The organism is Acinetobacter sp. YH12041 (assembly GCF_013419975.1).
In the GTDB taxonomy this organism is placed as follows: Bacteria; Pseudomonadota; Gammaproteobacteria; order Pseudomonadales; family Moraxellaceae; genus Acinetobacter.
Genome location: NZ_VOZC01000011.1, coordinates 90,003 through 116,588, shown reverse-complemented (window position 1 = coordinate 116,588; position 26,586 = coordinate 90,003). Strand labels below are relative to the sequence as shown.

The window sequence follows — 26,586 nt, the reverse complement described above, 5'->3', positions numbered from 1 at the left end:
GCAAGAGTGAACCACCTGATCCCTTCCCGAACTCAGAAGTGAAACCTCTTAGCGCTGATGGTAGTGTGGGGTCTCCCATGTGAGAGTAAGTCATCGCCAGCTCATTATTCCAAAAGCCCTCTGCTCATGCAGGGGGCTTTTTTTTATGCATAGAATTTAAGAAAATTAAGCCAAATTATATTAATTTACAAATCAGTTGAATACTGTTTAATAAAAATAAGTGATTAATAATGCTTAAAAAATTATATAAAAATGACGTTACAGTTCATGAAATCATTATGGTTTTGTGTGTTTTTTTATCAAACTATGTTATAAAAGTTAAAGCGGCATGAAAATTGCTTATAAAACGAGATTTTTATTAGGGGGTCATATGAAATTATCAGTGGGATTACGAATTGCCAACTCGCTGTCATTAACTCCACAGTTACAACAAGCAATCCGCTTATTACAATTATCCAGTCTGGAACTAGAGCAAGAAATCCAGCTACAACTTGATAGTAATCCTTTGTTAGAAAAAGTTGAAGAGCAAATCAGTGTTGAAAGTCTTTCTACTGTTGATGCGAGTCAAAAGGATTTAACCAATGAGCTCAATGCAGACCATCTTCCGGACGATCTACCTGTAGATACCGACTGGGATGATGTCTATACCCATCAACCGACAAGTCTGGGTGCAGCAGAGTTCGAAGAGCGCGAAGACAATCGTCAAAGCCAGCAAAGCTTACAAGAATATATGCTCGAGCAGGTTAATCTGCTGCACTTTTCTCGCATTGATCAGCTGATTGCATACTGCATTATTGATTCTCTAGATGAAAAGGGTTTTCTGGATGCAGAAATTTCCGAAATTACTGCATCAGTACAACATCTTTTATCTTCCATGGATTATGAGGAAGAAATCGAAGAGGATGAAGTACTCGTTGTTCTTAAGCATATTCAGCGTCTTGATCCGATTGGGGTGGGTTCCAGAAACCTAGCTGAGTGTTTATTGATTCAGTTGGATAGCCTGCCAGTTAATACCCCTTGTCGTAATGATGCGGTTAAATTGCTGCAACATTATGAGCTGCTGATTACCAATGAATTACCAAAACTCATTAAGCAAACTGGCTTAAATCAGGAACAATTGCGCTGTGCGGTTGATTTGCTAAAAACTCTTAAACCATATCCGGGACTGGAGTTTGAAAGTAAGGAATCTGATTATCAGATCCCCGATGTCGTGGTAATGAAAAAGAATGACTGCTGGCAGGTGACGTTAAACCCTGATGTGATGCCTAAGTTGAGACTAAATTCTTTTTATACCAATATGATCCGTCGTGCTGATCAGAGCGAAGATAATCAATATTTGCGTAATCAGATGCTGGAAGCGAAAAACTTTATTAAAAGCATCGATGAACGTCATAAAACTTTATTGAAAGTAGCCACCTGTATTGTTGAACATCAGAAAAGTTTTTTAGAAATTGGCCCTGAAGGTATGAAGCCTCTGGTTTTACGTGATATTGCTGAAGAAGTGGAACTACATGAATCAACTGTATCTCGTGTAACGACTAACAAATATATGCTGACCCCACGTGGATTATTCGAACTGAAATACTTCTTCTCGAGTCATGTGGGAACGACTTCGGGTGGTGAGGCTTCATCTACTGCAATCCGTGCCAAAATTAAGAAAATGATTGCTGAAGAAAATGCACGTAAGCCTTTATCTGACAATGCAATTGCCAATCTTTTGAAAGAAGAGGGGATTGATGTGGCACGACGCACGGTCGCGAAATATCGTGAATCGTTACATATTCCTTCATCTTCTGAGCGAAAAGTCTTGATCTAGTTTTTGAAATTTGATTATTCTAGAGATTCATTATGACATCGTAATGAATCTTTTTTTCTTTTGAGGAATGGTAAAAATGATCTGAATAAATGCTTTAAATCACGATTTTGCTTGAGCAAGTTATTGTATTCTTTTCATTTTTAACTGTGACTCTTCTGATCCTAACGAAGGTGAGGGATAGAACTATGCAAATAACAATTCGTGGACATCATTTATCAATTACGCCAGCGATTGAAGAAACTATAAAAACGAAATTTTCACAGATGACCAAACATCTGGATCAAGTGAACAGCATGCAGGTTAAGCTTTCCAAAGATCATCAGATTGATAAGCGCTCAAAAAGAGGCAGCAGTAACCATATCGCAGAAGCGATTGTCCGTTTACCGGGTATTGAGTTTTTTGCCCATGCTAATGCTGATGACATGTATACCTCAATTAAAATTTTGACGGAAAAATTAAAAAAACAGATTGACCGATATCGCGAAATGCAGCTGAATCATCAGAGTTTAGCCATTTAAGCGACCAAATGGGGAAAAAGAGGTTTTTAAAAGCCTCTTTTTTTATATATATAATGTATGTGACTAATGAATTATTTTTTACATTTATAGTAAAATGACTCGTTTTACACCCTTAGTCCTATAAGAGGTCTTGTGATGAATAATGAACAGCTCGCTGAAATTTTAAAAGCCGCTTTTCCTGAGGCGGATGTTGCTGTGAGTGGTCAGGGCGGAAAATTCGATCTCCGTATTGTGGATGATCAGTTTGAAGGTAAACGTCCGGTTGCACGTCAACAAGCTGTTTATGCTCCTCTCAATTCCCATATTGCCAGTGGTGCAGTGCATGCTGTAACCATTCGTGCATTGACCAAAGAAGAATGGCGTAAAGCAAGCTTATTTGGAGCTTAATCAATTAATGGATAAATTCTTAATTCAGGGCGGTATTAAGCTCGACGGTGAAGTGCGTATTTCTGGTGCAAAAAATGCAGCGCTTCCATTATTAGCAGCAATGATTCTTGCTGATACGCCAATCACACTTAAAAATGTTCCAAATCTAAAAGATGTAAATACCTTGGTAAAGCTGATCGCAGGTCTTGGGATCACGATTAGTTATGAAGGCGATACAGTTATTGCAGATACCTCTACTTTGGATAACCAGTTTGCACCTTATGAACTCGTAAAAACCATGCGTGCTTCTATTTTGGTGCTTGGTCCTCTATTGGCGCGCTACGGTAGTGCAAAAGTATCCCTGCCAGGTGGATGTGCGATTGGTTCTCGTCCAGTCGATCAGCATTTGAAAGCACTAGAAGCTTTAGGTGCCGAGATTGAGGTTGAGGCCGGCTATGTCCATGCTAAAGTCGATGGTCGTCTGAAAGGCGGTGAAGTTGTCTTTGATATGGTGACTGTGGGTGGTACTGAAAATATTCTGATGGCTGCAGTATTGGCGGATGGTGTGACTACGATTCGTAATGCGGCGCGCGAACCTGAAATTACCGATCTTGCCCAAATGCTGATCAAGATGGGTGCGAAGATTGAAGGTCTGGATACCGATACGCTAGTGGTAATCGGTGTAGAAAGCCTGCATGGCTGTGAATATGCAGTGGTTGCCGACCGTATTGAAACCGGTTCTTACTTGGCTGCTGCAGCCATTACTGGTGGACGTGTTAAAACCACGCATACAGATCCGGCTTTAATGGAAGCTGTACTAGATAAGTTTGAGGAAATGGGCGCAGAAGTCACTCGTGGTGATGACTGGATTGAACTGGATATGATGGGTAAACGTCCGAAAGCAGTGAGCTTCCGTACCTTGCCACATCCAGATTTCCCAACAGATATGCAAGCCCAGTTAATGGCAGTCAATGCCATTGGCCGTGGATTTGCCACAATTTCTGAAACGATTTTTGAAAACCGTTTTATGCATGTTCCTGAATTGGCTCGTATGGGAGCCAATATTCAGGTCGAAGGTAATGATGCTGTCGTAACAGGTGTAGAAAAACTTTCTGCAGCGCCTGTGATGGCAACAGATTTACGTGCTTCATTCTCTTTAGTTCTTGCAGCACTTGCAGCCGAAGGAGAAACATTGATTGACCGTATTTATCATATTGACCGCGGTTATGAAGATGTCGAAGCAAAGTTACAAGGTTTAGGTGCCCAAATTAAGCGAGTAAGTTAATGAGTGATATGAGAAACGATGATCCAAACTTTGACGTAATGGGCAATTTTGATCATGGTTTAACGTTAGCATTAAGCAAGGGCCGTATCTTAAAAGAAACTTTACCTCTGCTTGAAACAGCAGGGATTAACCTGCTGGAAGATCCGGATAAATCACGAAAGCTGATTTTTCCAACCACGCATAAACAGGTGCGTATCCTGATTTTACGTGCCTCTGATGTGCCGACTTATGTTGAGAATGGTGCGGCAGATATCGGTGTAGCAGGTAAAGATGTGTTGATGGAACATGGCGCGCAAAATGTCTATGAACCATTAGATCTTAAAATTGCCAACTGCAAATTGATGACAGCAGGTAAAGTCGGCATGGAGCGTCCGAAAGGCCGTTTAAAAATTGCGACTAAATACGTGAATCTGACCCGTCAATACTACGCGAGCCTCGGTGAACAGGTTGATGTGATCAAGCTTTATGGTTCAATGGAACTTGCACCATTGGTGGGTTTAGGTGATTACATTGTTGACGTGGTCGATACAGGCAATACACTGCGTGCCAATGGTCTTGAACCACTTGAAGAAATCTGCAAAGTCTCTTCACGTCTGATTGTGAACAAAGCCAGCTTTAAACGTAAGCAGGCATTACTGAATCCGATTCTTGCTCAGCTTGAGCAAGCAGTGGAAGCACGCGAACAGGCGAAAAAAGCTTAAATTTAAGCTTTATCAAAGACCGTCCACTTTGGGCGGTTTTTTATTGCTGATTATAAATATAAGAAGCTCAATGCTTTCATCAATTTTATCAAAAGCTATTTCCAATAAAACTCATAGCACAAGTCTGTTCTAGCTACCGACAAAGTCTTTGAAAACAGGTAAACTAAAGCCTTCGAATTCAAACCTTATGGGTAAATTGATGCGACGTTTATCGACACAAGATCAAAACTTCAAGCAAGCGTTTGCTGACTTGTTGGCTTTTGAAACCGTGAATGATCCTGAACTTTTAAAAACTGTAGACCAAATTATTGCTGACGTACGTCAGCATGGTGATGCTCATGTTCTTAAATTGACTCAGCAGTTCGATCGACATCCAGCACATCAATTTTCAGATTTGGAACTGACCCAAGAGCAACTTAAAGCAGCCTTTGAAGGCTTAACGACTGAAGTGCGTGAAGCTCTAGAATTGGCTGCAAACCGCATTCGCGAATTCCATCAGGCACAAAAACAGGATGGTTGGACGTATGTCGACGCTCTAGGTAATACCTTGGGTCAGAAAGTGACGCCATTGGATCGCGTAGGGATCTATGTACCAGGTGGCTTGGCTTCTTATCCATCTTCAGTATTAATGAATGCTGTTCCTGCACATGTGGCAGGTGTGGGTGAAATTGTTATGGTGGTGCCTGCTCCAAATGGTGAACTGAATCCATTGGTCTTGGCTGCTGCCTATCTGGCTGGCGTACACCGTGTATTTACCATTGGTGGCGCACAAGCGGTTGCTGCATTGGCCTATGGTACAGAAACCATTCCACGTGTCGATAAAATCACTGGTCCAGGTAACCGTTTTGTGGCTGCGGCAAAACGTGCAGTATTTGGTCAGGTCGGTATCGACATGATTGCTGGTCCTTCAGAAATTCTGGTCTATGCAGAAGGGCAGAACAATGCCAAATGGCTGGCAATGGATTTGTTATCTCAAGCTGAGCATGACACTGTTGCTCAAGCTGTATTTATTACGCCTGATGAACAGCTATTAAGTGAAGTAGCGCAAGCAATTGAAGAGCATTTACAAGCCCTACCGAAAGCAGATATTGCACGTACTTCTATTGCCAATCGTGGTGCATTAGTGCTTGTGAAAGATCGTGCTGAAGGTATTGAGCTAATTAACCAAGTAGCACCTGAACATTTAATGCTATGTTTGGATGAAGCTCAAGAAATGGCTGAAGAGATTCGCCATGCCGGTGCGATCTTCATGGGACGTTATACGCCTGAAGCGATTGGTGACTATTGTGCAGGTCCAAACCATGTATTACCGACATCGGGTACAGCACGTTTCTCATCACCACTGGGTGTGTATGATTTCCAGAAACGTTCAAGCCTGATTATGTGTTCTGAAGATGGTGTGAAAACCCTTGCGAAAACTGCAGATGTTCTGGCACAGCAGGAAAATCTGGATGCGCATGCCCGTTCAGCACGCTACCGTTATCAGTAATTAAATACTTATATTAAATAAAAGATATTTCTTTCCCTTCGGGAGAGGTTAGGTAAGGGGAATTATTTGACCTCTCCCTAACCCTCTCCTAAAAGGAGAGGGAATTTGAGAATAGAAAATGTCGAATATCACCATAGAGCAAATGCGTTTTTGGAGCCCTGAAGTCCGTGAGCTAGAGCCTTACGTTCCAGGTGAACAGCCCAAAATTCAAAACCTTTTAAAATTAAATACCAATGAAAATCCGTATCCACCATCACCGAAAGTCGTGGAAGCGGTGCAAAAAGTTTTAGCCAATGGCGCAGATGTTTTACGCCTTTATCCAGATCCCGATGCATCTGAATTGAAACATGCCATAGCTAAACAACAAAATGTGGCTGCTGAAAATGTCTTTGTCGGTAACGGTTCTGATGAAGTTCTAGCACATATCTTTAAAGCCTTTTTTATTCAGGAACAGCCACTGCTTTATCCAGATATTACCTATAGTTTCTATCCGGTTTATAGCCAGTTCTTTGGTGTCAAAACCAAAATCTTGCCACTGAATGAAAATTTTGAAATTGTGGTAGATGATTATAAACAGCCAAATGGCGGCATTATCATCACCAATCCGAATGCGCCAACCAGTATTGCGCTTAGTTTGTCTGCCATTGAAGAAATTCTGCAGGCGAATCCTGATTCAGTGGTCGTCATTGATGAAGCCTATGTAGATTTTGGTGCTGAATCAGCAGTGAGTTTGATTGATAAATACGAGAATCTAGTAGTCTGTCAGACGACTTCAAAATCCCGCTCTTTAGCAGGCCTACGTGTTGGTTTCGCGATTGCTCAACCTCATCTGATTGCAGCGCTTGAAGCGGTAAAAAACAGCTTTAACTCTTATCCAATGGATCGTTTTGCCATTGCGGCTGCGGTAGCTTCATTTGAAGATCAGGAATACTTTGAAGCACAAAATGCCAAAGTCATTGCCAGTCGTGAAAAACTGGTTAATCAGTTGAATGAGCTCGGTTTCAAAGTCTTGCCATCAAGTGCGAACTTTATTTTTGCTTCACTACCATCAAAAGATGCAGGTGAGTTAGCGGCAGAATTACGGGAACGCGGCATTATCGTACGTTACTTTAATAAACCTCGTATCAATCAATTCTTACGTATTACCATTGGTACAGATGAGCAAAATCAGCGTTTAGTAGACACGTTGAAAAATGATATTTTAGCTTAATTAAATCCACCCTAACCCTCCTTTGATAAAGGAGGGAACCTTTTTCTTTTTAAAGAGAGAGAATCCCCCTCTTTGTTAAAGAGGGGGGTAGGGGAGATTCAAGACTCTATGGAGTCGCTTTTTTATTTATTCGGGTTTATACCAAGTATTGAGTAAATCCAACATGGCTTCAACCTTATCAAAACACTCCTGATATTCCGCATCACAATCCGAAGAAATCGTAATTCCGCCACCGGCCCAAAGTGAAACCTTATCCTGATATTTCTGAATGGAGCGAATCAGAATATTCCAGCTTCCTGTTCCATCGAAATTAAAATAGCCTAATGAACCACAATATGCTCCACGTGGAGCGCCTTCTAACTCTTCAATAATTTGCATGGCACGAATCTTTGGTGCGCCGGTAATTGATCCACCCGGAAGCGCAGACAATAATACATCAAAAGGATGCACATCTTCTTTTAAAGTCGCTTCGACTTCGCTAACCATATGATGTACCTGATTAAATGACTCAATATTGAATAACTTAGGTGTCTTGACTGAACCTGTTTCCGCGTAAACGCTAAGATCATTGCGTAGTAAATCTACAATCATGACATTTTCAGCCTGATCTTTCTTTGAGTCTTTTAATCGTTGTTTGGATTGCTCATCAAGCACCGGATCGGCAAAACGTGGCATGGTACCTTTAATCGGTTTGGTGACAATTTTTCGATGTGCTTCAAAATCAATAAACAGTTCAGGTGAACAGCTCAATAATTCAAAATCACCAATACGAAGATAGCCCGCATATGGCGCATTGGTTAATGTCCAGAAAGCATGTGCAGTTTCTAATAATGAACCTTCAGCCAGTGCTGTAAATTCTTGGGTTAAGTTAATCTGGTAACAATCACCGGCTAGAATATAATCCTGAATATCCTGGAATGCCTGTGCATAGCGAGATTTGTTCCAACGTGGGCTGCAAAGGGTTTTTAATTGAAACTTAGGCGCTATGGAGGCTTGATTTAATAGATTTTGAAGATGATTGAAAATATCTGCTGCTTGCGGATCATGACTATAAAATACCCATTGATCAGCTTCGAACTTGATATAAGAATCAAATTGACCGATAAATAAGCCAGGTTGAGCTCGCTCCGGGTATTGGATGTGCTGTTGAGCAGCGTAATCATAGCCAATAAACCCAACATAACCCCCAGAAAATTCATTCGCTTGAATATCTGGAGTTTGCTCAAGCTCTAAGATGAGTTTAGCTATATTAGCCTGATATTGTTCGATATCCACTCTCTTAAATGACTGAGGTTGTCCATCTTGCACCATAAAATATTTCTGTGCACAGCAGGCAATAAAAGGCTGCCCATTATTATTTAAATATATCAGGTGATCTAAGGGGCTTAATGCATGCAATAGATCTTTAAGCTGAAGAGATGCAAAACTTAAAGGACAATGGTAAGGAGCTTCGTTCATTCAGTAGCGCATATTCCGATATGACCCGGTATTTTATATCAAGAATAGGAAAAAATATTTCTAAATCATCAAATACCGTTTGTCGGTAAGCTCAATATTGCGACCAACAACAGTTGATCAAAATATGACTCGACGTTAATTTAAGTGGGCGAGCAAAATTACTCAAGGAAAGATGCTTTGCGTTGTCAGAAAATAAAAAACACAACGTCGGCACTGAGTGATTCACAACCAAAAAAAATAGTACTCTTGGGAGAGTAAACAATGAAAAAATTCACAAAATTGGCTTTAGCTGCTTCAGTTGCTTTTAGTGCAAACGCAATGGCGATGCAATCACTGGACGATGCATCTCTAAGCGCGACTACAGGTCAGGACGGTTTGAAAATCGGTATCGGTATTTCAAAAATTGAAATTGAAAAACTATTTATCCATGATAATGATGGTTTAGCTGAGGACTCTACTGCAACAGCGGGTGTTATTGAAATTTATAATAATGATGGAGTTGTTCTTCGCCCTGGAGAGGCTGCTAAGGGTATTGTGGGTGGTACTGGTGAAGCAGGTGCGATCTATATCAAAGCAAATGGTAAAGGAAGAACAACAGCTAATGGTATCGTGATTGGTGCAAACTACGATAACAATGGTGCGTATTTACTAGCTTCACGTAACCTTGCAGATTTAACCATTGACTCAGATGCTGGTGCTGGTAACCCGTTCATCAACATTGCCGCTGAAGTATCTGGTTTAGATATTAACATCGGTGAAATTGGGGTTGTGGGATCAGCTTCATCTCTTACAGATTATGAAAGTGGTTTAGCTTCAGCTACTAGTATTCGCCGTGGTGGTGCTGGTAAGGAAAATGCGATTTTATCTGGCCTATCACTTAAAACAGGTCCAATGTCTGCCAATATTCAATTAGGTGCTGCTCCACAGGGTGCAATGATTAAACTGAATGCAACAATGACTGGCGGCTTAACAATTACAGATTTGGGTATTCTTGATAATTCAACGACTGGTGGACAAGTTGCTGACGGTGTAACCACTTCCGGCCCAGGTGAAATCTTCATTGAAAGCATCAAGTTGACAGATGCTAACTCTAAAGATTTGACATTGAACCAAAGCATCAGTGTATTTGGCGAATCAAGTGCAAACGATGGTTTCATTCGTATTATGAGTACAAGTGGTGCACATGATAACTATGTGAAAGGTATTCACCTAGGTAGCCAAAATGCAGCATCAATTGGTGATATGGAAATTCAAGGTCTGCAAACTTACTTTAGCCCGGCACCTGGCCAATATGCAAAAGGTGCAATTATTACCATTTCTGGTCACTAATTTTTACCTTAAAAAAGCGCGTGTTTACACGCGCTTTTTTTTATGACTACAACATCTATCTAAAAAAATAAAAAAAGACTGTATTTTTTTGAAAAAGAAGGTATCTTTCTAGTTACAGGGAAGTAGAGTAGAATACTCTATAAAAAGAAAAATTAGGCACATCATGCCAATGATAAGAAAAGTAAAAGAATATGTTAGAGATTGCATTGGGCTCGGCATTGATGTATTACGCTGCCAAAGAAGCTCTGGATATTAAAAAACAGCCTCCAGGCGCTGTTCACTATACTGAAGTTCTTGATTCAAGAAATGATTCTTTCGTACGTATGCACCGCGAACATGTGGAAGTCAAACCTGCACTGTTAGACCAGTTTCAGGGGATTGTGCGTCAGGCTTATGATTATAGTTGTGGTTCAGCAGCACTTACGACTTTATTAAATGGCTATGTAGGTACTCGGCTGGATGAGCAGCAAGTCATGAATGGCCTAATGAAATTTGGTGAAACGGATAAAATCATCGAACGTCGTAGCTTTTCCCTTCTTGATATGAAGCGTTTTGTTGCTGCCTTAGGTCTGGAAAGTGGCGGCTATCGCGGAGAATTTGAAGATCTGGTTAAACAGGGGCAACCCGCCATTGTTCCTATTTCCTATGCAGGATTTAAACATTTTGTCGTGTACAAAGCTTATAAAAATGGACGGGTGTATGTTGCAGATCCTGCGCTAGGTAATATCAGTTTTGATGAACAGCGATTTAAGGAAATTTGGGAAAACAATACTTTATATTTAATTAATGTCCCTGAACAATATCGAAAAAACTTTTTGGCATTAAAAGAGTCGGATATGCGTCATGTCGAAGATGCAACCATTAACCGTTATGCTTTAGTTGATATGCAGTATCCACAGTTCTATATGGATAAAATTGCCGATAAAGCATCGACTATCCGTATGGATCGTAACCGTAATGTAGATTCAGAAAAATTTGGGGAATATCAATATAATTTTCTCAGACTTTATTACAAGAATAAATAAAACGAAAAGATGGCTATAGAAAAATTAAAAATGGTGAAATGGATATGAACAGTAAATGGATGAACAAGACATTCTTGGCGCTCAGCATTCAGATGGTTATGGGAGTGGCATGGGCTGCGGATGAGCCTGAACTGGGTGAGTATGAAACGGTTGAGGAAGAAGTAGTCGAGACTGCCGCATCCGTTGATATTCAGCCTGAACCAGCAGCAACTCAGGCTGTAGAAGAACCTGAACTTGGGGGGTATGAAACAGTTCAGGAGGAAGCTGTAGCAGAGCCTGAACTGGGAGGATATGAAACAGTTCAGGAAGAAGCTGTTGTTGAAACAGCTGCACCTGTTGAAGCTCCAGCCACTCAAGCAGTAGATGCATCTCAAGCCTTACAGAAAAAAGAAGGAGATGCTACTCAGGAAGCAAGTCTAGAAGAAGTATTTACTTCAAATGAGCGTCAATACTCACTTATTAAACAAGGCGAAATTTCATCCTATTATGATATTGATTATACCTATTATCGAGATACACAACTCGATATGGAAATGGCACAGGGCCAGTTGTATCAGCTCCGTGTTCAGGAAAATGCAACACATAGCCTGACCAATACTTTCACTTTTCAGTACGGGGTGAAAGATAACCTGACCTTAACAGCTTCCTTACCTTTGGTGGCTAAAACAGATTTATTAAAAGATACCTCTACAGCAGGATTAGGGGATATTAGTCTAGGTGCGCGTTGGGAGCCATTCCCTTTAAAAGCAGGTCGTTTACCACTTATTTTATTTGCCAATTTGTCGACTAAAACAGGTGATAGCCCATATGAAATTAATGCAGCAAAAGATCTGGCTGCAGGTAAGGGGTATTACTCAGCGGGTGTAGGGGCGAGTACACGTAAATATATTGATCCAGTGGTACTATTTGCCTCTGTTTCTGCAAATTATGGGTTTAAGGAATCTGGCTTAGATCAGCGTCGCGGTACACGAATTATTGAAGAGTTTGAACCAGGGATTAGTGGTGGTTTTGCTTTCGGTTTCGCTTATTCATTTAACTATGACGTTTCCATGACCATGTCTTATCAGCAAAGCTTTAACACTGGTGCAGAATTTAAGTATCACACGGGTGAAAGCTATTCAGCCGCTGATCAGACTAGTTCTACTTTTGCGATTTCTTTAGGGGTGCGTGTATCCCCAGAAACCATTGTAAATGGTACGGTCGGATTGGGGCTGACCGAAGATGCACCAGATGTTTCACTGGGACTTTCATTCCCACTTGATATTTTAGGTTTCGGTAAGAAATTCAGTTAATAGGGGTGTCGTATGAAAAACATTCGACTTAGCCCGTTATTAACAGGAATTATTCTTGCGGGCTGTTCAAGTTATACCTTTGCACAATTAGGGACCAACCTTTCTGTTGACCTGCGTGCATTGTCTATGGGGAACGCAGTTACTGCAGATCCGCCAGGAGTGAATGCAATTCACTTTAACCCGGCTGCATTGGCTAAAATTGAAGGCTTACAAACCGAACAGCAAATTATTGTTGCGAACTTTGATATTCAGCGTGAATTTACGGTTCCTGCTGGATATAACGTTTTTGGTTATTCAGATGATCCAATGGTCTGTAATGATGGACCTGAAGTGTCTTCTGATTTATGTACAGATTTTAAGGGCCCAGTGAAGGGTGATGTAGAGTATGTCAGTCTCTACGTACCAATTTTGAAAAAAATGGTGGATTTGGGTGAAGGCCTCCCGATGGCAGCACCTACCATGGGGGTCTCTTATAAACCACCAGGCTCTAAAGCAACTTATGCAACTGCCGTTTATGCACCGCTAGTTGCAGGTTTTGGTCATGAAGATGGTAATCCTGCCAATTTTATGGGACAACAGGTTGCTCTGGAGCGGATTACATATTTATCTCCATCAATTGGTTATGAAGTCAACGACCAGCTTTCGATTGGTGCTTCAATCGGGATGTCTTATCAAGCCATTGCCATGAAAACAGATTTACGTTTTCCCAATGAGCTGATTGGCATGTTGCGTATGATTGATGAAGTCGTATGTACACCATTTAAAGAAAATTCTGACATCATTACTGACATCTTGTTGCTCGGGATCTGTAATGCTGATGAAGGAATGAACCCATTTGGTAAATTTGGCCAAATGCAACTTTCATTAGAACAAAATTTAAGTCCAAGCTATAACCTGGGTGTTCTATGGGAGCCTACTGAAGATTTCAGTTTTGGTATGGTTTACCAGAGTGCTGCCAAAATGCGCTTAAAAGGTAAATATCATATCGATAATGCCAAAGCACCACAGGAAATGATTAAAGGTCTGATGACCTCCCCAACTGGCCAGATTTTAGCTGCAATTCTTGGTTTTCCAAATTATATCCCTTCAAGTGAATCGGGTCTGGTTTCCATGGATTTCGAATACCCAGCTCACTTTCAGGCGGGGATCAAATATAAGGTAATGCCAGATCTACAAGTCAATTTTGATATTGGCTGGACAGATTATGCTGCTTGGGACCAATTCAAGTTTGAGTTCGACCGTACCCTGTCTGCCTTGAAGATTGCCAAACTGTTATCTGCCAATGTAACGGATTCTTCACTTGCATTACCGCTTAGGTTTGAGTCGCCATGGAACTTCGGGATCGGAGTAGAGTATTCAGCAACTGACCGACTGAAACTTCGTGCTGGCTATGAACCACGTACCAGTGCCATTCCAAAAGATAAACGCAATACTATGGTACCGATTAATGGTGCACAGCTATTTGGTTTAGGAGTGGGCTACCGTTTTGACGCAGATACGGATCTGGATCTATCTATTGGTTTCTTACGCAGTAAAGATAATATTCCAGCAAATACCAGTAGCCTAGCGAACCAGACCGGGGTAAATAACCTGTTACTGAATCCATATGCAGGCTTGAATGTCAAAACAGATACCAAGATCACAATTTTAGGTTTGAACTATCGCACCCGTTGGTAAGGAAGAAATGATCAGAACAGGGAACTTAGGGATAAAAATGGTACTGGCATTAAGTCTGGTACCATGGTCTTTTTATACAAATGCCAGAGAGTTTATTACGATCATTGGGCCCGATGGGCGACCATTAGTTGTGCCACGTCAAAATAATGAGCAGAAAGAAACAACAAAAAACCAAGCGGCCACTACTCCGAAAAAATTGACTACGCCCGTTACATCTACTGCACAGGATCTGAAAAAATCCGAGCCAAAGGCGGTGGAAAAAAGTGTGACAATAGGTGAGCAAAAAAATAATATGGTTGTACAACCAGTACAACCAGTACAACCAGTACAACCAGTACAACCAGTACAACCAGTACAACCAGTACAACCAGTACAACCAGTACAACCAGTACAACCAGTACAACCAGTACAACCAGTACAACCAGTACAACCAACTAAACACGTTGAGTCTAGATTACCGCAGCACTTACCACCAGTGACACAGCTTCAAACCCCTGAACCTGTCATTCAGGCAGTACCTGATCCTGTTCAAAAACAGGGTTTCAGTCAGGTTGAAGGGGTGGAATATGTGGATAGTGAATATCTGGAAAATAAAGAATTTAATCTGGAAGGTAAAAAACGTTTCTATAGTATGCCTGAAGGGATAGTTGATAAAAATATTGGGTCAACACGTGTACAGACGATTGAGCGTGAAAAAGGAGTTGGACAGTCGATTATAAAATCCTTGTTTCAACAACCTGTCGTAGATTCTGGTCCTATTGTACTGGCTCAAACCTACTATCGTATTTCTCAGCCTGAATCTGTAGAAAGCTTAGGTAAGCAGTGTTTTAAAGATAAAAAAGTTAAGAATGCGAAAGAGATTAGTGCAGGTAAATCCATTAATCTGTGGCCACGGGCACCGCTGAAATCAGATGAGTTTGATTATGAAATTGTGAAGCTAAAATCTGATATTAAAAATATTCAGATTCAGTCTTATGCTTCCCGTCAGAATAATCCTGCTTATTACTGGCCATTTGTTGTATTTCTGGATGAACGAGGCTGTGTTTTAGAAGGGGCGGGCGGTTTTAAAAATCAGGAAGCACAAGCCAATATTATTCAACATGAGAAGATACAGGGAATTATTCAGATTCCTGCGCAAAGCCAATATGTATTAATGACCCCACTCGCTTCAGCCATAGATGTTGAAGACAAGATGCTGACAAATTATGGACAACTAAAACTAGTCGCCATTCGATAAGGACGATTCGAGTAGAATAAGATGAAAAATAAAATATTATATCCATTTGCTTTCACTGCTTTATTTGCCGCCCTCAGCGGATGCGGAGGTGAAAGTGCGAATGTCATACCAGAACAAAATGATGAAGCCACCACGAATGGTTCCTGCTCTGCTACTGCAACGAATTGTCTGGAATGGGGGCTTGAATATCCAATTGATGGTCTTAACTTTAATTGTAGTGGTGATAAAGAAAATACCTTTATTACTTTATTTGACCAAAATGATGGTGTGGCATCAGGTACTTGTCAAAAAGCAGATAGTATTGAATTTTATCTGAAAAGTTTTAGTGATACCAAAATCAAATTGGGTACTGTAAAGCTTTCTGAATATATGAACCTCAGTACATCGAGCCAATTACCCCGACTAAGTGTACTTGATATTGCCAAGGGAATTACCGGCCGTAACATTGCCAGAATCGAACAGACAGATCCAACCGTACAGGTGGCGATGAAACTGGTCAAAATCTGGCAGACCTTGGCACTGGAAAAAGGCCGTATCTATAATCCGACGGATGTACAGCCCTTGTATATCACAGAAGATATGCGAAAGAATCTGGGCAAAATTAATAAAGATATCAGCCTGACAGATGCAAATTTGGCAGAAATCCTTAAACCTTTTATTGATATTAGCCAGATTAGTGATGATCAGGCCTTTGAAGTTGTAAAAAAACTGGCCAATATTGCCAGCGCAGCAGTATATCAACCGGAATTTTCTCTGTTCTCAACTTCAGGCATTATTAGCAGTAACTTGACTGGTTCTGATGGTCTGGCGGGTTGTAATAAATCTGTATGTGACATTAAAGATAAAACGACTAAATATTTATTTGGACATTTTATCCTGATTACAGACCGCCAGGGTTATACCTTTGGCAGTGGACTACAGTGGCGTGACACTCAGCTAAAACTGGGCTCCAATAATCTGGGATCTTTGGGGGGCATTAATGCGGAATTGATCCGTAAAGTCAAACCACAGCAAATTACTGCAGTACCGCAAACCAGCTGGATTAGCCCTGCCACGAGAATGCTTTCATCAAATGCACCATATAAAATGAATGTGGCTAACAACAGCAATCCATTAGAAATTTACCAAGGTCGTTTGCTGAGTGATTATGTGATTGCCGGTAAAGAAGCATTTTATAAGATGGCCACAGGTAAGACTGAACTCAGCGATGCTGATCGTGCCAGTCTTGGCTTATGGCGTTTTAATGCCGATGATGACAACTATAGTGGCTCAATTGATCTTTATAAAATTTTCCCGATCAGCTATCTGGATCGTCAAGTCTTTAGAACAGCTGAAAATGTAGAGCCAGGTGAAGAATATATTTTCCCAATGTATGGCAACATGGAGTTTAAATTTAGCGAAAACTCAATTAGCCCTGTTACAGTGGGTGTTGTGATTGATAGTAATGGTGATGTGCGTACCAATATGCAGTCCGCGAGCAATCTTGCAACTGATAGCATTAATGGTTGCCAGGGAGATATCTTACCGGCTGGACTTAAAGACAATAACGGCGTTCAACAATATCGTCTCGGTACCTTAGGCCGTGCATTTATAGATGAAAAAACAGTATCTATGCGACTGGTCTTCGCTGATCCTGTATTTGGTTCATTAAATGGTGCCTTGGTAGGTATGAACTCCACTATTCAGGCTTCAACCAATACAGATGATAAGATTGTGATTGGTGGGGCATTACTCAATTTATCTAATATATTGAATGGAACCAGTCGTGTGGGCTTTACCAACTCAGCTGGAGAAAGTGTAGGCTGGGCAAATACTTATGCCAGCTTCCAGAAAGTCTATAACAACAATAATACTGATGAAACGACAGAAGAGACCAATCTGGCCAAGCTAAGTGGCGGAAGTGTTTCATTTAAATTAGCGGATTGTTATAGCATCAAAACCAAATAATGAAAAAAGCCCATCAAATGATGGGCTTTTTTATAAAAAGACATTTTAACCTGTGTGATCCAAACGAGTTCCCAAGGTCTCAAGATGCATCGGGAAGTTATTGGTTTTACGGTCTTCAAAATAATGACGGAGTGTATGTTCTACACTCGGGAAAGCCAGTTCACTCCAGGGAATTTCATCTTCATCAAATAAACGTGCTTCAATGGTTTCTTCACCTGCACCAAATTTTCCATCAATCAGTTGAGATTTAAACAGGACATAAATCTGGCCAATCCGCGGAATATTGTACATGCAGTACAGCTGTTCAATATCTACTTCAGCTTCGGCTTCTTCACGGGTTTCACGTGCTGCGCCCTGTTCCATGGTTTCAAACAGTTCCATATAACCGGCAGGGAGGGTCCACAGTCCATAACGTGGTTCAATCGCACGGCGGCAGAGCAGAACTTTATCTTCCCAGAGCACCAATGCACCGCAAATCACTTTTGGATTAATGTAATGAATATATCCGCATGTAGTACAAACCTTGCGAACCTTCTGATCGCCTAAAGGAATTTTCTCTGTTGTTTTATGTCCACAGTTCACACAGAAGTTCATATTCATCATCAATGATAACAGTAAGGTCAGGATAACTGAAAAATCAAAATTTGGCATCATTTCTATCCCGCCAAATCAAAAATCAGCTATGATGAAATTATAGTCGCATAGGGAGCTGAATGAATGGATGAGCTGGGATTAATACAACGCTTGCAGAAACATTTACGATTTTCCAAACGGATTCAAACTGCACAGGCTGCTGTATTAATTGCGATCACAGATGAAGCTGATCCCAAAGTTTTGCTGACACGTCGTTCAGCTTATATGAATAATCATGCAGGGGAAGTCTCTTTTCCAGGGGGTAAACGCGACCCGCAAGATACCAGTAATATTGTAGTGGCTTTGAGAGAGGCGTATGAGGAAACGGCGCTTAACCCATTTGATGTGCATCTGATCGGGGATCTCCCGATGCAAAAGGCACGTAACGGGATGCTGGTTAAGCCTGTGGTAGGTATAATTCCGCCTACCATTCAACTCATTCCTCAGCCGACGGAAATTGACCGGATTTTCTTTGCTTCCTTACAGCATTTGCTGGAAGCCCAGCCGATGCCTTATGAAGTGCGGTTTGCCCAGCAGTCTTTATATTTTCCAAGTATGCGGGTGGAAAATGAGATTGTCTGGGGACTGACCGCACGTATGCTAATTTCATTATTTCAGTACGGGCTTGACTATAAAAAAGACTGGCCATTTTTACTTAATTCACCTGCGTTTAAACGCTCAAAATTTTTTAACCGTTGAACAGGATTTCAGCCATGTTATATCAATTTCAGGGACATTCACCAAAAGTAACGCATCAGCCATGGGATGGTTGGGTGGCACCTACAGCGACGGTCATTGGACAGGTTGAATTAGGTAAGCAGGTGAGTGTCTGGTTTGGCGCCGTTATTCGTGCCGATAACAGTAAAATCCGTTTAGGTGACTTCACCAATGTTCAGGAAAATGCGGTGCTACATACCGATGCTGGAATTGAAATGAACATCGGGAATTATGTGACCATTGGTCATCAGGCCATGCTGCATGGCTGTACCATTGGCGATAATAGCCTGATTGGAATTCAGGCAGTGATCTTGAATCATGCCGTGATTGGCAAGAATTGTATTATTGGTGCCAATGCTCTGATTCCAGAAGGGAAGGTGATTCCTGATAATTCGGTGGTAATGGGCTCACCAGGCAAAGTCGTGAAAACTTTAGATGAAGCCAGTATTCAGAAACTGAAAATGAGTGCCATGCACTATGCTGAGCATTTCCAGAAATTTCAGGACCTGGAAGAAGTACAGCTTTAGGCTGTTATCTGAATAATGTCCTCAGTTAAGCCTAGAATTTTCTAGGCATTTTTGTATCTGGCTTGGGAAAATCTCGCCTAGAAGATATGAGTGGAGTATTATATTCAACGTTTTTTATATTCTCTGAATTAAGGTTGTGCATGAAAGTGCTGGCATTGGAGACTGCCAATGAGCAGTGTTCCGTCTCTGTGATCGATGATACTCAAGAACTATTTTTTCAGCTTGATGCGCGTGCCAAGGCACAAACGCAAACCATTCTCCCAATGATTGAACAAGGCCTCAATGATCTGGGCTTGGCTGTATCTGATCTGACAGCGATTGCCTTTAGTCGTGGCCCGGGATCGTTTAGTGGTGTTCGTATCAATGCGGCTGTGACCCAAGCTTTGGCTTGGTCAAATGATCTGCCTGTAATTCCGGTATCCACTTTACAAGCTTTGGCGCAAGCGGCATATCGTTTGCATGGTTTAACTACAGTAACTGCCGTACTGGATGCACGGATGAATGAAGTCTACGTGGCCAGTTATCAGTTAGATGCTCAAGGGATTATGCAGGCTGTTGATGAAGAACAGCTTTTGAGTTATGAACAAAGTGCTGAAGCAGTAAAATTTACTGTGGTGGGTTCAGGTGCCAATCTAGTTCAAGAAACAGCATCTGAATATAAAAATGTCAGTGCAACAGCGCAGGATATTGCCATGATTGCGCGTGCAGCAGCAAAAACAGAAAATTGGGTCAGTGCAGAATTGGCACTTCCGGTATATTTACGTGATAACGCATGGAAAAAAATTCCAGAACAAGGCAAAGCATAATTAATCAGGATTAAGCATGGATCTTTTACTGCTGCTGAAAGCAGCAATTATGGGTATTGTTGAAGGTATTACTGAGTTTTTGCCTATTTCCAGTACTGGGCATCTGATTTTGGCTTCAGAATTAATGAATTTCTGGACTAAACAAAAAAGCGATGTTTTTGTCGTCGCAATTCAGATGGGGGCAATTGCCGCGGTTATTTATGAATATTGGGCACGGCTTTGGGGTGCAGCAACCGGGATCGTAAGTGGTGAACCGCAAGGACGCCGTTTAGGGATTGGCCTGATTCTGGCCTCTATTCCCATTGTGCTGATTGGTCTGACCCTAGGGCAAACTGTAAAAGAACTGCTATTCAATAATATTGCAATTGCCATTGGCTTGATCGTCGGTGGTCTGATCATTATCTGGATTGAAAAGAATCCACCTAAGGTACGTGCCCAGGAAGTTGAAGATCTAACCGTAAAAGATGCGATCTGGATTGGTCTGATTCAGGTCTTATCCCTGATACCGGGAACTTCACGTTCAGGTGCGACCATTATCGGGGCGATGTTCCTTGGCGTATCACGTAAGGCTGCAACTGAATTTTCATTCTTCTTGGGGATTCCGGTTATTATCGGTGCAGGCCTGCTCGATCTGTATCAAAGCTATGATGTTTACAGTACCACAGAAGACTGGACGGTTCTGGCAGTCGGTATCATCGTATCGTTCATCTCAGCGCTTTTATTAATCCGTGCCTTGGTAGCCTATGTGGCAAAACGTGATTTCATGGTTTTTGCCTGGTATCGCATAGCCTCAGGTTTACTGATTTTATTATTTGCCTTTACAGGTTGGAGATTATGGTAAGCACGATTCGCTTATATACCGAATCTGAGTATCAAGAGAAAGCACAGCACTTCGAGGCTGTGCTTTCTTCTCGTGGTGTAGAGGTTAGTATTGAGGTTATTGAAAAGCTGAATGCACGTTTCTTGCGTTTACATCCCGAACTGGCCCTGTGTGTTGATGCTGACGGCCTATGGCTCTGTGCCAATGGCATGAAAATGCAACCAGATTGGCAAGCAGAAGTAGGGCGTTTAAAACGTGCCTCTTTAAAATCGGAAATGATTGCTCGTGCTTGTAACCTCGGAGAAAAGCCGACTCTTATCGATGCGACAGCTGGGCTAGGTCATGACAGTCTGTTGATGGCACATTTGGGTGCTCAGGTGACCTTGGTCGAACGACATCCTATTTTATTTACCCTGCTTGAAGACAGTCATCACCGAGCGAAAAAGGATACTTTTCTAAGTTCGGTGGTTAACCGGATTCATCTGGTTTTTTCAGATTCTGCAGACTATCTGAAATCACAGGCTGAGCAGAATGCGGTCGTCGATGTGGTTTATCTGGACCCGATGTTTCCACAACGTGACCAGAATCAGCAGGCACCGAAAAAGCAGGCACAGGTGAAAAAACAAATGCAGTTATTACATTTGCTTTTACCGGAAGATGGTGAAATGGATCTGGGGGATAATCTCTTAGAATTAGCACAAAAAATTGGCAAGCGGGTGGTGGTGAAACGTCCTCGTCTGGCCGTATTTTTAGCTGGAAAAGAGCCAAATCATCAATGGTCTGGTGATGCTTGCCGTTTTGATGCCTATTTTCAGCATGAACTGGTTACTTAATATGAGAATTGCTTCAAAATAGATCAAGGATTTGTTATATATTTAAAAATTGGCATTGATAAAACTTATATCAAGCATAAACTTATTGGGCACATTAGCGAGCCACTCATCTCCCTGAAATCATATGATCGACTTTAAACCCTCCATCAATTTTTGGCACGATTTTAAAAGCAACCAAATTGCCGGGATGTGGTTATTTCTGGGATCTCGGCGTTCGCTGCAACTGGTGCGTCCCTCTATTCTGCAACTGGTATTCTGGGGGATTTTGGGCGGCTGTGCTAACAGTCTCTTTAGCTGGCTCAGTTCTGGTCGTATGGGAGATTTCAACTCTCAAGGTCTCATCAGTTATGCGCTTTGGCCCTTTATTGCCTTGATTGTCGGGATCTTTTTGTCCCAACGGGTGAATAATCCTCGTCTGATGCTGGTACCCGCATTGCTCTGGCTGGTGCTGGATACGCATATCATGCTGTTCCAGAGCTTGATCCAGTATCTGGGTGATCTGGATTATCTACCCTATATTTTCTATGCCTATATTCCGACCCTGTTTGTCATGCTGTTTGTCTGGCAAAGTCTGGCTGTGGTCTGGGTGATTTCACGTGAATTAAAATGGCCGTGGTGGGAACGGGCACTGATTATGCTGGCCACCTTGTTTACCTTGGTGGTGTGGCAGATTTCGGTGAAAGATCAGCCCATCTGGAAAGTTGAAGAAATTCCACCAAGTTTTGCTGAAGATGCTTTCTATGCTCAGCCGATCTTGCTGAATAAGGCGCTGGATGCAATTGAATATGGTGAATTTGCACAGTCGCATTGGTACTTTATGGGTGTGGCTGGCGCGAGTTATCAGGATGTGTTCTATTCAGAAATAGAGCGGATTAAAAAGCAGTTTGATACCCGGTTTGGGACTTTTGGCCGTTCGATTATGCTGGTGAATCATCCGGCAACACGGACTGAGATTCCACTTGCTTCCAAAACCAGCATGGAATTGGCCTTGCGCCGTATTGGCCAGCAGATGAACCGGGAAAGTGATGTACTGTTCCTGTATATGACCTCACATGGCTTGCCAAATGAATTTGAAATGGAAAATGCACCGCTAGATCTGGCATCAGTCGATCCAAAATGGTTGCGTGATACTCTGGATGCCTCAGGTGTACGCTGGCGAGTGATTGTTATTTCTGCCTGTTTCTCAGGTAGTTTCGCTTCGGCTTTGCAGAATGATAATACTTTAATTATCACAGCCTCTGCTGCTGACCGTCAGTCTTTCGGTTGTTCAAACGAAGCTGATTATACCTATTTCGGCCGTGCTTTCTTTGATGAGGCCATGCGTGAAAATAACAGCCTGAAAGCCTCTTTTGAGCAGGCCAAGACTACAGTGGCTAAATGGGAAGCAGCTCAGGGATTTGAACCGTCAGAACCACAATGGGTGATTGGCAAAAACATGGAATTGATGTTGCCACAACTGGAACAGCGTCTTTTCCCTCCAGCGACGACCACTTCAGCATCTCCGTCTGTCGCTTTGACTCCATAAACCAATCTACAACTTTAGAAAATAGAAAAAGGAATGATGATGGAACTGGTACAGAATAATCGAAGCTTTGAGGGTGAACAGCGGATTTATAGCTTTGAGTCTAAAATATTAAAAAAACCAACCAGATTTGGCATCTTTCTGCCGCCACAAGCTCTGGAAGGCCAAAATTGTCCAGCTTTGTTCTATTTAGCTGGCCTGACCTGTACGGAAGAAACTTTTGCAATCAAGGCACATGCCCAGCGTCTGGCGGCCCAGCTTGGCCTGATTCTGATTACACCAGACACTTCACCGCGTGGAGACGATGTTGCCAAAGGGGATCACTGGGATATCGGGCAAGGCGCTGGCTTTTATATCAATGCCACTCAAGCACCGTGGGCTGAACATTATCAGATGGAAAGCTTTATCGTCGATGAGTTGTATGAACTGGTGTGTGAAGAGTTCGTAGTTCAGGCAGATAAGATCGGGATTTTCGGTCATTCCATGGGTGGACATGGCGCTTTAACTTTGGCTTTTAAATATCCGGAAAAATTCTGTTCAGTTTCGGCATTTGCACCGATTTGTGCACCAAGCCAATGTCCATGGGGTGAAAAAGCATTCTCAAATTATCTGGGCGAAAACCGCAAAGAATGGTTGAAGCATGATGCAACTGCGCTGGTTCAGGAAAAAGGTGCGCTGTTTAGCGATATCCTGATTGATCAGGGCTTTTCTGACCAGTTCTATAGCCAGCTGAATCCGGCGTTATTTCAGCAAGCTTGTGATGCCGTGAACCAGAAATTAACCTTACGTGAACATCAAGGTTATGATCATGGTTACTATTTTATTCAAAGCTTTGTAGATGACCATTTACAATTCCATGCCGTACAATTAAATCCATAAGCCAAGCAACAAAAGCGCAGCAAACTTAAAAGTACAATGAAACTCCAAAAATAGGTCATGTTTCTGGAGTTTTTTATATGAGTATCAAATAAATATAATAAAAATGGCATATAAGTTGCTATTCAAAAATCAGGTAGAACCAGTTGCAGTTAAGAACACGATGCACAATAAGCCTGAACCAGAGATTGACCAACCATCACCTCCACTAGAAAAACACAGCTTCCGATTTCATGGCAGTGCCACTGAATATTTTGGAATCTGGATGGTGAATCTGATGTTAACCATCATTACGCTTACTTTGTATAGCCCTTGGGCAAAGGCACGCCGTATCCGCTATTTCTACGGTAATACCCAATTGTTAAAACATCGCTTTGACTTCATCGCCATGCCAAGCCGAATTCTGCTAGGTCGTCTATTGGCATTGGAGTTGTATGTGGTGACAGTGATCTTGACCAATTACTCCATTCTTGTCACCAGTTCATTATTTCTGATTGCTGCGATCTCTCTACCTTGGTTAATTCGGATGACCCTGAAATTTAAGGCCCGGAATAGTAAATATGGCAATGTCCGGTTTCATTTTAGTGGAAGCAATCGGGAAGCCTATAGGGTTTTATGGCTCGCGATATTGGTCAATATTTTCACCCTGTTTCTTTTCAGTCCAGTGGTGATCTGGCTATACAAACGTTACTGCTTTAATCATTTATCGATCGGCCAACTTCAGTTCAGCTTGGGGATCAAATGGTCTAAATTTATGTCAGCAGTCTATGTTCCCTTATGTCTGTGTCTGCTAATTGGTATCGCATGGATCGCGGCAATCGTTTACTGGGTCGATTTGATCGGTACAACCCTGTTTACCTTAGGTGTTGTGTTGAGCTATCTGTTTTGCCTGGCCTTGGTCTGGCCGATGATCTCTGCACGCTTATATATGTATACCTGGAATCATGTAGAGCTTGGTCAAAGCTATTTTAAAACCCGGGTAACGACATGGCGCTATAGCTGGATTGTACTCAGTAACTGGATAGTGCGTGCACTCAGTTTGGGACTCATGACCCCTTGGGCGAGCATCCGTTTATATGAATATCAACTGGCTAACCTAGAACTCTATCTAGCAGAGGACGAAACTAATCTAAAAAATATCTTGCAGCGTGATCCAAATGCTATAGCCAATGAAGTACTGGATATCTTTGATTTCGATGCATCGTTATAGAGGCAAGTAGGATGAAGCGACCTGTTGAAGTCAGATTTTATGATGGGGTTTTGGCCGAAGCCCAGCGTGCATGGATTGTCCCTGATCAGCAACGCGGGATTGCCCTAAAGCTTAGTGAAGAAACACCCAAGCAAGTGAGCGAGGCTGACTTTTATTTTAGTTATCCTGATATGGCGTATATTGGCGGGGTCGGGAGACGTAAACCGATTATCGAATTACCTGAAGATCGTCGGATTGAATTTTTGACCAAAGCACCGCATTGGCTGAAGATTAAATCCAAAGAAATCTATCATGCCATATGGAAATTTGAACGTTCTCCACTCCTGATTTTCTTCTCGATGATTATCGTGATATGTGCGGTAATTTTTATTCTTAAATGGGGAATTCCATATACGGCCCAGCAGCTCGCTCAATTACTTCCGGAACAGACCTTGATCGAGGTAGGAAAGCAAACTGAGCAGAAATTAATTGAGCAAACTGAGTCATCCAAGCTCTCCGCAGAGCATCAAGCACGTCTAAAAAAATTGTATGAACAAAAAATTGCAGTAGGGAAACCCGCTAAGATTATTTTCCGTCAAGGCGGTGAAACCATGGGACTTAATGCAGCTGCGATTCCGAACAATACCATTATTGTCACCGATGAACTGGTCAAGCTTAGCGGTGCAGATGAAGAAGTTCTTGCAGTACTGGCGCATGAACAAGGTCATCTGGTACAAAAACATAGCATGCAAAAAGTGATTTCCAACCTGGGTGCAGCAGGACTATTTGCCTTGGTAACAGGAGATTTAAGTGATGTGGTGGCGGCATCTATAGCGGTACTCGCCGATGCGGGATATTCACAGGCACTTGAACTTGCTGCGGATGATTATGCCATGCAACATTTACATCAACAGCAGATCTCCAGTATCCATTTGTCGAACTTTTTGCAGCGGGTTGAAAACGCTAGAATCTTGGCAGAGCAGAATAAAACGATAAAAATAAAAAACTTTACTTTGAATATTGATGGAAAAGAACGGCAAATTACTGAGTCTGAGCTGAAATGGTTGCGTTTGATTGGAAAACTCAAAAAATATCTGGAATCGCATCCCGAACTGGATAAAAGAATTGAACGGATTCATGCATTCGAAGAAAAAATGAGCCAACCTGTTTAGCTCTAATATTGAGTATAAAAATTCATATCTCTATATCCTGAGGATCGAGGCGTGTTTAGCCTCGATTTTTTATTGATGGATATGCGAGTTTTCCTGTCTTAATCAATCATTTTCATCTAGGCCAAGTGATATTAAGCATAA

General features: G+C 41.8%; 24 protein-coding genes and 1 rRNA gene. 23 read left to right on the top strand and 2 right to left on the bottom strand.

Features of this window, described 5'->3' with window-relative positions; genetic code table 11:
• From rrf to hisC, 8 genes are all read left to right on the top strand, one after another.
• Positions 1-102, top strand: a 5S ribosomal RNA gene (rrf, locus tag FTU00_RS10425); the annotation flags it as partial.
• Between the two features lie 268 nt (positions 103-370).
• A complete protein-coding gene (locus FTU00_RS10420) occupies positions 371-1,816 on the top strand; it encodes an RNA polymerase factor sigma-54 (RefSeq protein ID WP_159124272.1) in 1,446 nt (481 codons plus the stop codon).
• Between the two features lie 185 nt (positions 1,817-2,001).
• Positions 2,002-2,334: a ribosome hibernation-promoting factor, HPF/YfiA family gene (hpf, locus tag FTU00_RS10415; protein WP_004783414.1), complete on the top strand. Its 333-nt coding sequence runs from the start codon at positions 2,002-2,004 to the stop codon at positions 2,332-2,334.
• A gap of 135 nt (positions 2,335-2,469) precedes the next feature.
• The gene (gene ibaG, locus FTU00_RS10410) at positions 2,470-2,721 is read left to right on the top strand and encodes a BolA family iron metabolism protein IbaG (protein WP_004783413.1); all 252 of its coding nucleotides are present in this window, start codon (positions 2,470-2,472) and stop codon (positions 2,719-2,721) included.
• A 7-nt stretch (positions 2,722-2,728) separates the two neighbouring features.
• Positions 2,729-3,985, top strand: a complete 1,257-nt coding sequence (gene murA / locus FTU00_RS10405; protein WP_180032234.1) for a UDP-N-acetylglucosamine 1-carboxyvinyltransferase — start codon at positions 2,729-2,731, stop codon at positions 3,983-3,985.
• On the top strand, positions 3,985-4,686 hold the full coding sequence (gene hisG, locus FTU00_RS10400; protein WP_005234128.1) for an ATP phosphoribosyltransferase: 702 nt from the start codon (positions 3,985-3,987) through the stop codon (positions 4,684-4,686). Before murA ends, hisG begins: the two co-directional genes overlap by 1 nt.
• 187 nt (positions 4,687-4,873) lie before the next feature.
• Positions 4,874-6,175, top strand: coding sequence for a histidinol dehydrogenase (gene hisD / locus FTU00_RS10395; RefSeq protein ID WP_180053004.1), 1,302 nt, complete (start codon positions 4,874-4,876; stop codon positions 6,173-6,175).
• A gap of 118 nt (positions 6,176-6,293) precedes the next feature.
• Positions 6,294-7,385: a histidinol-phosphate transaminase gene (gene hisC, locus FTU00_RS10390; RefSeq protein WP_180047903.1), complete on the top strand. Its 1,092-nt coding sequence runs from the start codon at positions 6,294-6,296 to the stop codon at positions 7,383-7,385.
• 126 nt (positions 7,386-7,511) lie between these two features.
• On the opposite strand, the gene FTU00_RS10385 is transcribed toward hisC, so the two are convergent.
• Positions 7,512-8,843 carry an anthranilate synthase component I family protein gene (locus FTU00_RS10385; RefSeq protein ID WP_180047905.1) on the bottom strand — a complete coding sequence of 444 codons (1,332 nt, stop codon included), beginning with the start codon at positions 8,841-8,843 and terminating at the stop codon, positions 7,512-7,514.
• A 261-nt stretch (positions 8,844-9,104) separates the two neighbouring features.
• Here FTU00_RS10385 and FTU00_RS10380 point away from each other — a divergent pair, with 261 nt between their 5' ends.
• The 6 genes from FTU00_RS10380 to FTU00_RS10355 all read left to right on the top strand — a co-directional run bounded on the left by FTU00_RS10380 (position 9,105) and on the right by FTU00_RS10355 (position 17,350).
• Entirely contained in the window at positions 9,105-10,172 is a 1,068-nt protein-coding gene (locus FTU00_RS10380; RefSeq protein ID WP_180179669.1) for a DUF6160 family protein, read from the top strand.
• 191 nt (positions 10,173-10,363) lie between these two features.
• Positions 10,364-11,197 carry a C39 family peptidase gene (locus tag FTU00_RS10375; protein ID WP_180003094.1) on the top strand — a complete coding sequence of 278 codons (834 nt, stop codon included), beginning with the start codon at positions 10,364-10,366 and terminating at the stop codon, positions 11,195-11,197.
• A gap of 38 nt (positions 11,198-11,235) precedes the next feature.
• Positions 11,236-12,489 carry a hypothetical protein gene (locus FTU00_RS10370; protein ID WP_171505611.1) on the top strand — a complete coding sequence of 418 codons (1,254 nt, stop codon included), beginning with the start codon at positions 11,236-11,238 and terminating at the stop codon, positions 12,487-12,489.
• A 12-nt stretch (positions 12,490-12,501) separates the two neighbouring features.
• Positions 12,502-14,166 carry an OmpP1/FadL family transporter gene (locus tag FTU00_RS10365; RefSeq protein WP_005234148.1) on the top strand — a complete coding sequence of 555 codons (1,665 nt, stop codon included), beginning with the start codon at positions 12,502-12,504 and terminating at the stop codon, positions 14,164-14,166.
• A gap of 7 nt (positions 14,167-14,173) precedes the next feature.
• Entirely contained in the window at positions 14,174-15,403 is a 1,230-nt protein-coding gene (filE, locus tag FTU00_RS10360; RefSeq protein WP_180179668.1) for a putative pilus assembly protein FilE, read from the top strand.
• 21 nt (positions 15,404-15,424) lie between these two features.
• Entirely contained in the window at positions 15,425-17,350 is a 1,926-nt protein-coding gene (locus tag FTU00_RS10355; RefSeq protein WP_180179667.1) for a hypothetical protein, read from the top strand.
• A 45-nt stretch (positions 17,351-17,395) separates the two neighbouring features.
• Here the strand turns inward: FTU00_RS10355 and FTU00_RS10350 are convergent, their stop codons facing one another.
• The gene (locus FTU00_RS10350) at positions 17,396-17,944 is read right to left on the bottom strand and encodes an NUDIX hydrolase (RefSeq protein ID WP_166136775.1); all 549 of its coding nucleotides are present in this window, start codon (positions 17,942-17,944) and stop codon (positions 17,396-17,398) included.
• A gap of 123 nt (positions 17,945-18,067) precedes the next feature.
• On the opposite strand from FTU00_RS10350, the gene FTU00_RS10345 reads away from it, so the two are divergent.
• The 9 genes from FTU00_RS10345 to FTU00_RS10305 all read left to right on the top strand — a co-directional run bounded on the left by FTU00_RS10345 (position 18,068) and on the right by FTU00_RS10305 (position 26,445).
• Positions 18,068-18,682 (top strand): CoA pyrophosphatase, encoded by a 615-nt coding sequence (locus FTU00_RS10345; RefSeq protein ID WP_034705731.1) that lies wholly within the window; start codon positions 18,068-18,070, stop codon positions 18,680-18,682.
• Between the two features lie 14 nt (positions 18,683-18,696).
• Positions 18,697-19,227 (top strand): gamma carbonic anhydrase family protein, encoded by a 531-nt coding sequence (locus tag FTU00_RS10340; RefSeq protein WP_180003086.1) that lies wholly within the window; start codon positions 18,697-18,699, stop codon positions 19,225-19,227.
• Positions 19,228-19,367: 140 nt separating this feature from the next.
• On the top strand, positions 19,368-20,033 hold the full coding sequence (gene tsaB / locus FTU00_RS10335; protein ID WP_180053744.1) for a tRNA (adenosine(37)-N6)-threonylcarbamoyltransferase complex dimerization subunit type 1 TsaB: 666 nt from the start codon (positions 19,368-19,370) through the stop codon (positions 20,031-20,033).
• Between the two features lie 16 nt (positions 20,034-20,049).
• Positions 20,050-20,874, top strand: a complete 825-nt coding sequence (locus tag FTU00_RS10330) for an undecaprenyl-diphosphate phosphatase (RefSeq protein WP_034705726.1) — start codon at positions 20,050-20,052, stop codon at positions 20,872-20,874.
• Positions 20,868-21,686, top strand: coding sequence for a class I SAM-dependent methyltransferase (locus FTU00_RS10325; RefSeq protein WP_159124259.1), 819 nt, complete (start codon positions 20,868-20,870; stop codon positions 21,684-21,686). The genes FTU00_RS10330 and FTU00_RS10325 overlap by 7 nt, the downstream gene beginning before the upstream one ends.
• Positions 21,687-21,810: 124 nt before the next feature.
• Positions 21,811-23,211, top strand: coding sequence for a C13 family peptidase (locus FTU00_RS10320; protein ID WP_166136755.1), 1,401 nt, complete (start codon positions 21,811-21,813; stop codon positions 23,209-23,211).
• A gap of 39 nt (positions 23,212-23,250) precedes the next feature.
• Positions 23,251-24,087 (top strand): S-formylglutathione hydrolase, encoded by an 837-nt coding sequence (gene fghA / locus FTU00_RS10315; protein ID WP_159124257.1) that lies wholly within the window; start codon positions 23,251-23,253, stop codon positions 24,085-24,087.
• Between the two features lie 160 nt (positions 24,088-24,247).
• Entirely contained in the window at positions 24,248-25,294 is a 1,047-nt protein-coding gene (locus FTU00_RS10310) for a YjgN family protein (protein ID WP_257218933.1), read from the top strand.
• Positions 25,295-25,305: 11 nt separating this feature from the next.
• Complete coding sequence (locus FTU00_RS10305; protein ID WP_180179666.1) at positions 25,306-26,445, top strand: M48 family metallopeptidase; 1,140 nt, start codon at positions 25,306-25,308, stop codon at positions 26,443-26,445.
• The last annotated feature ends 141 nt before the right edge of the window (positions 26,446-26,586 follow it).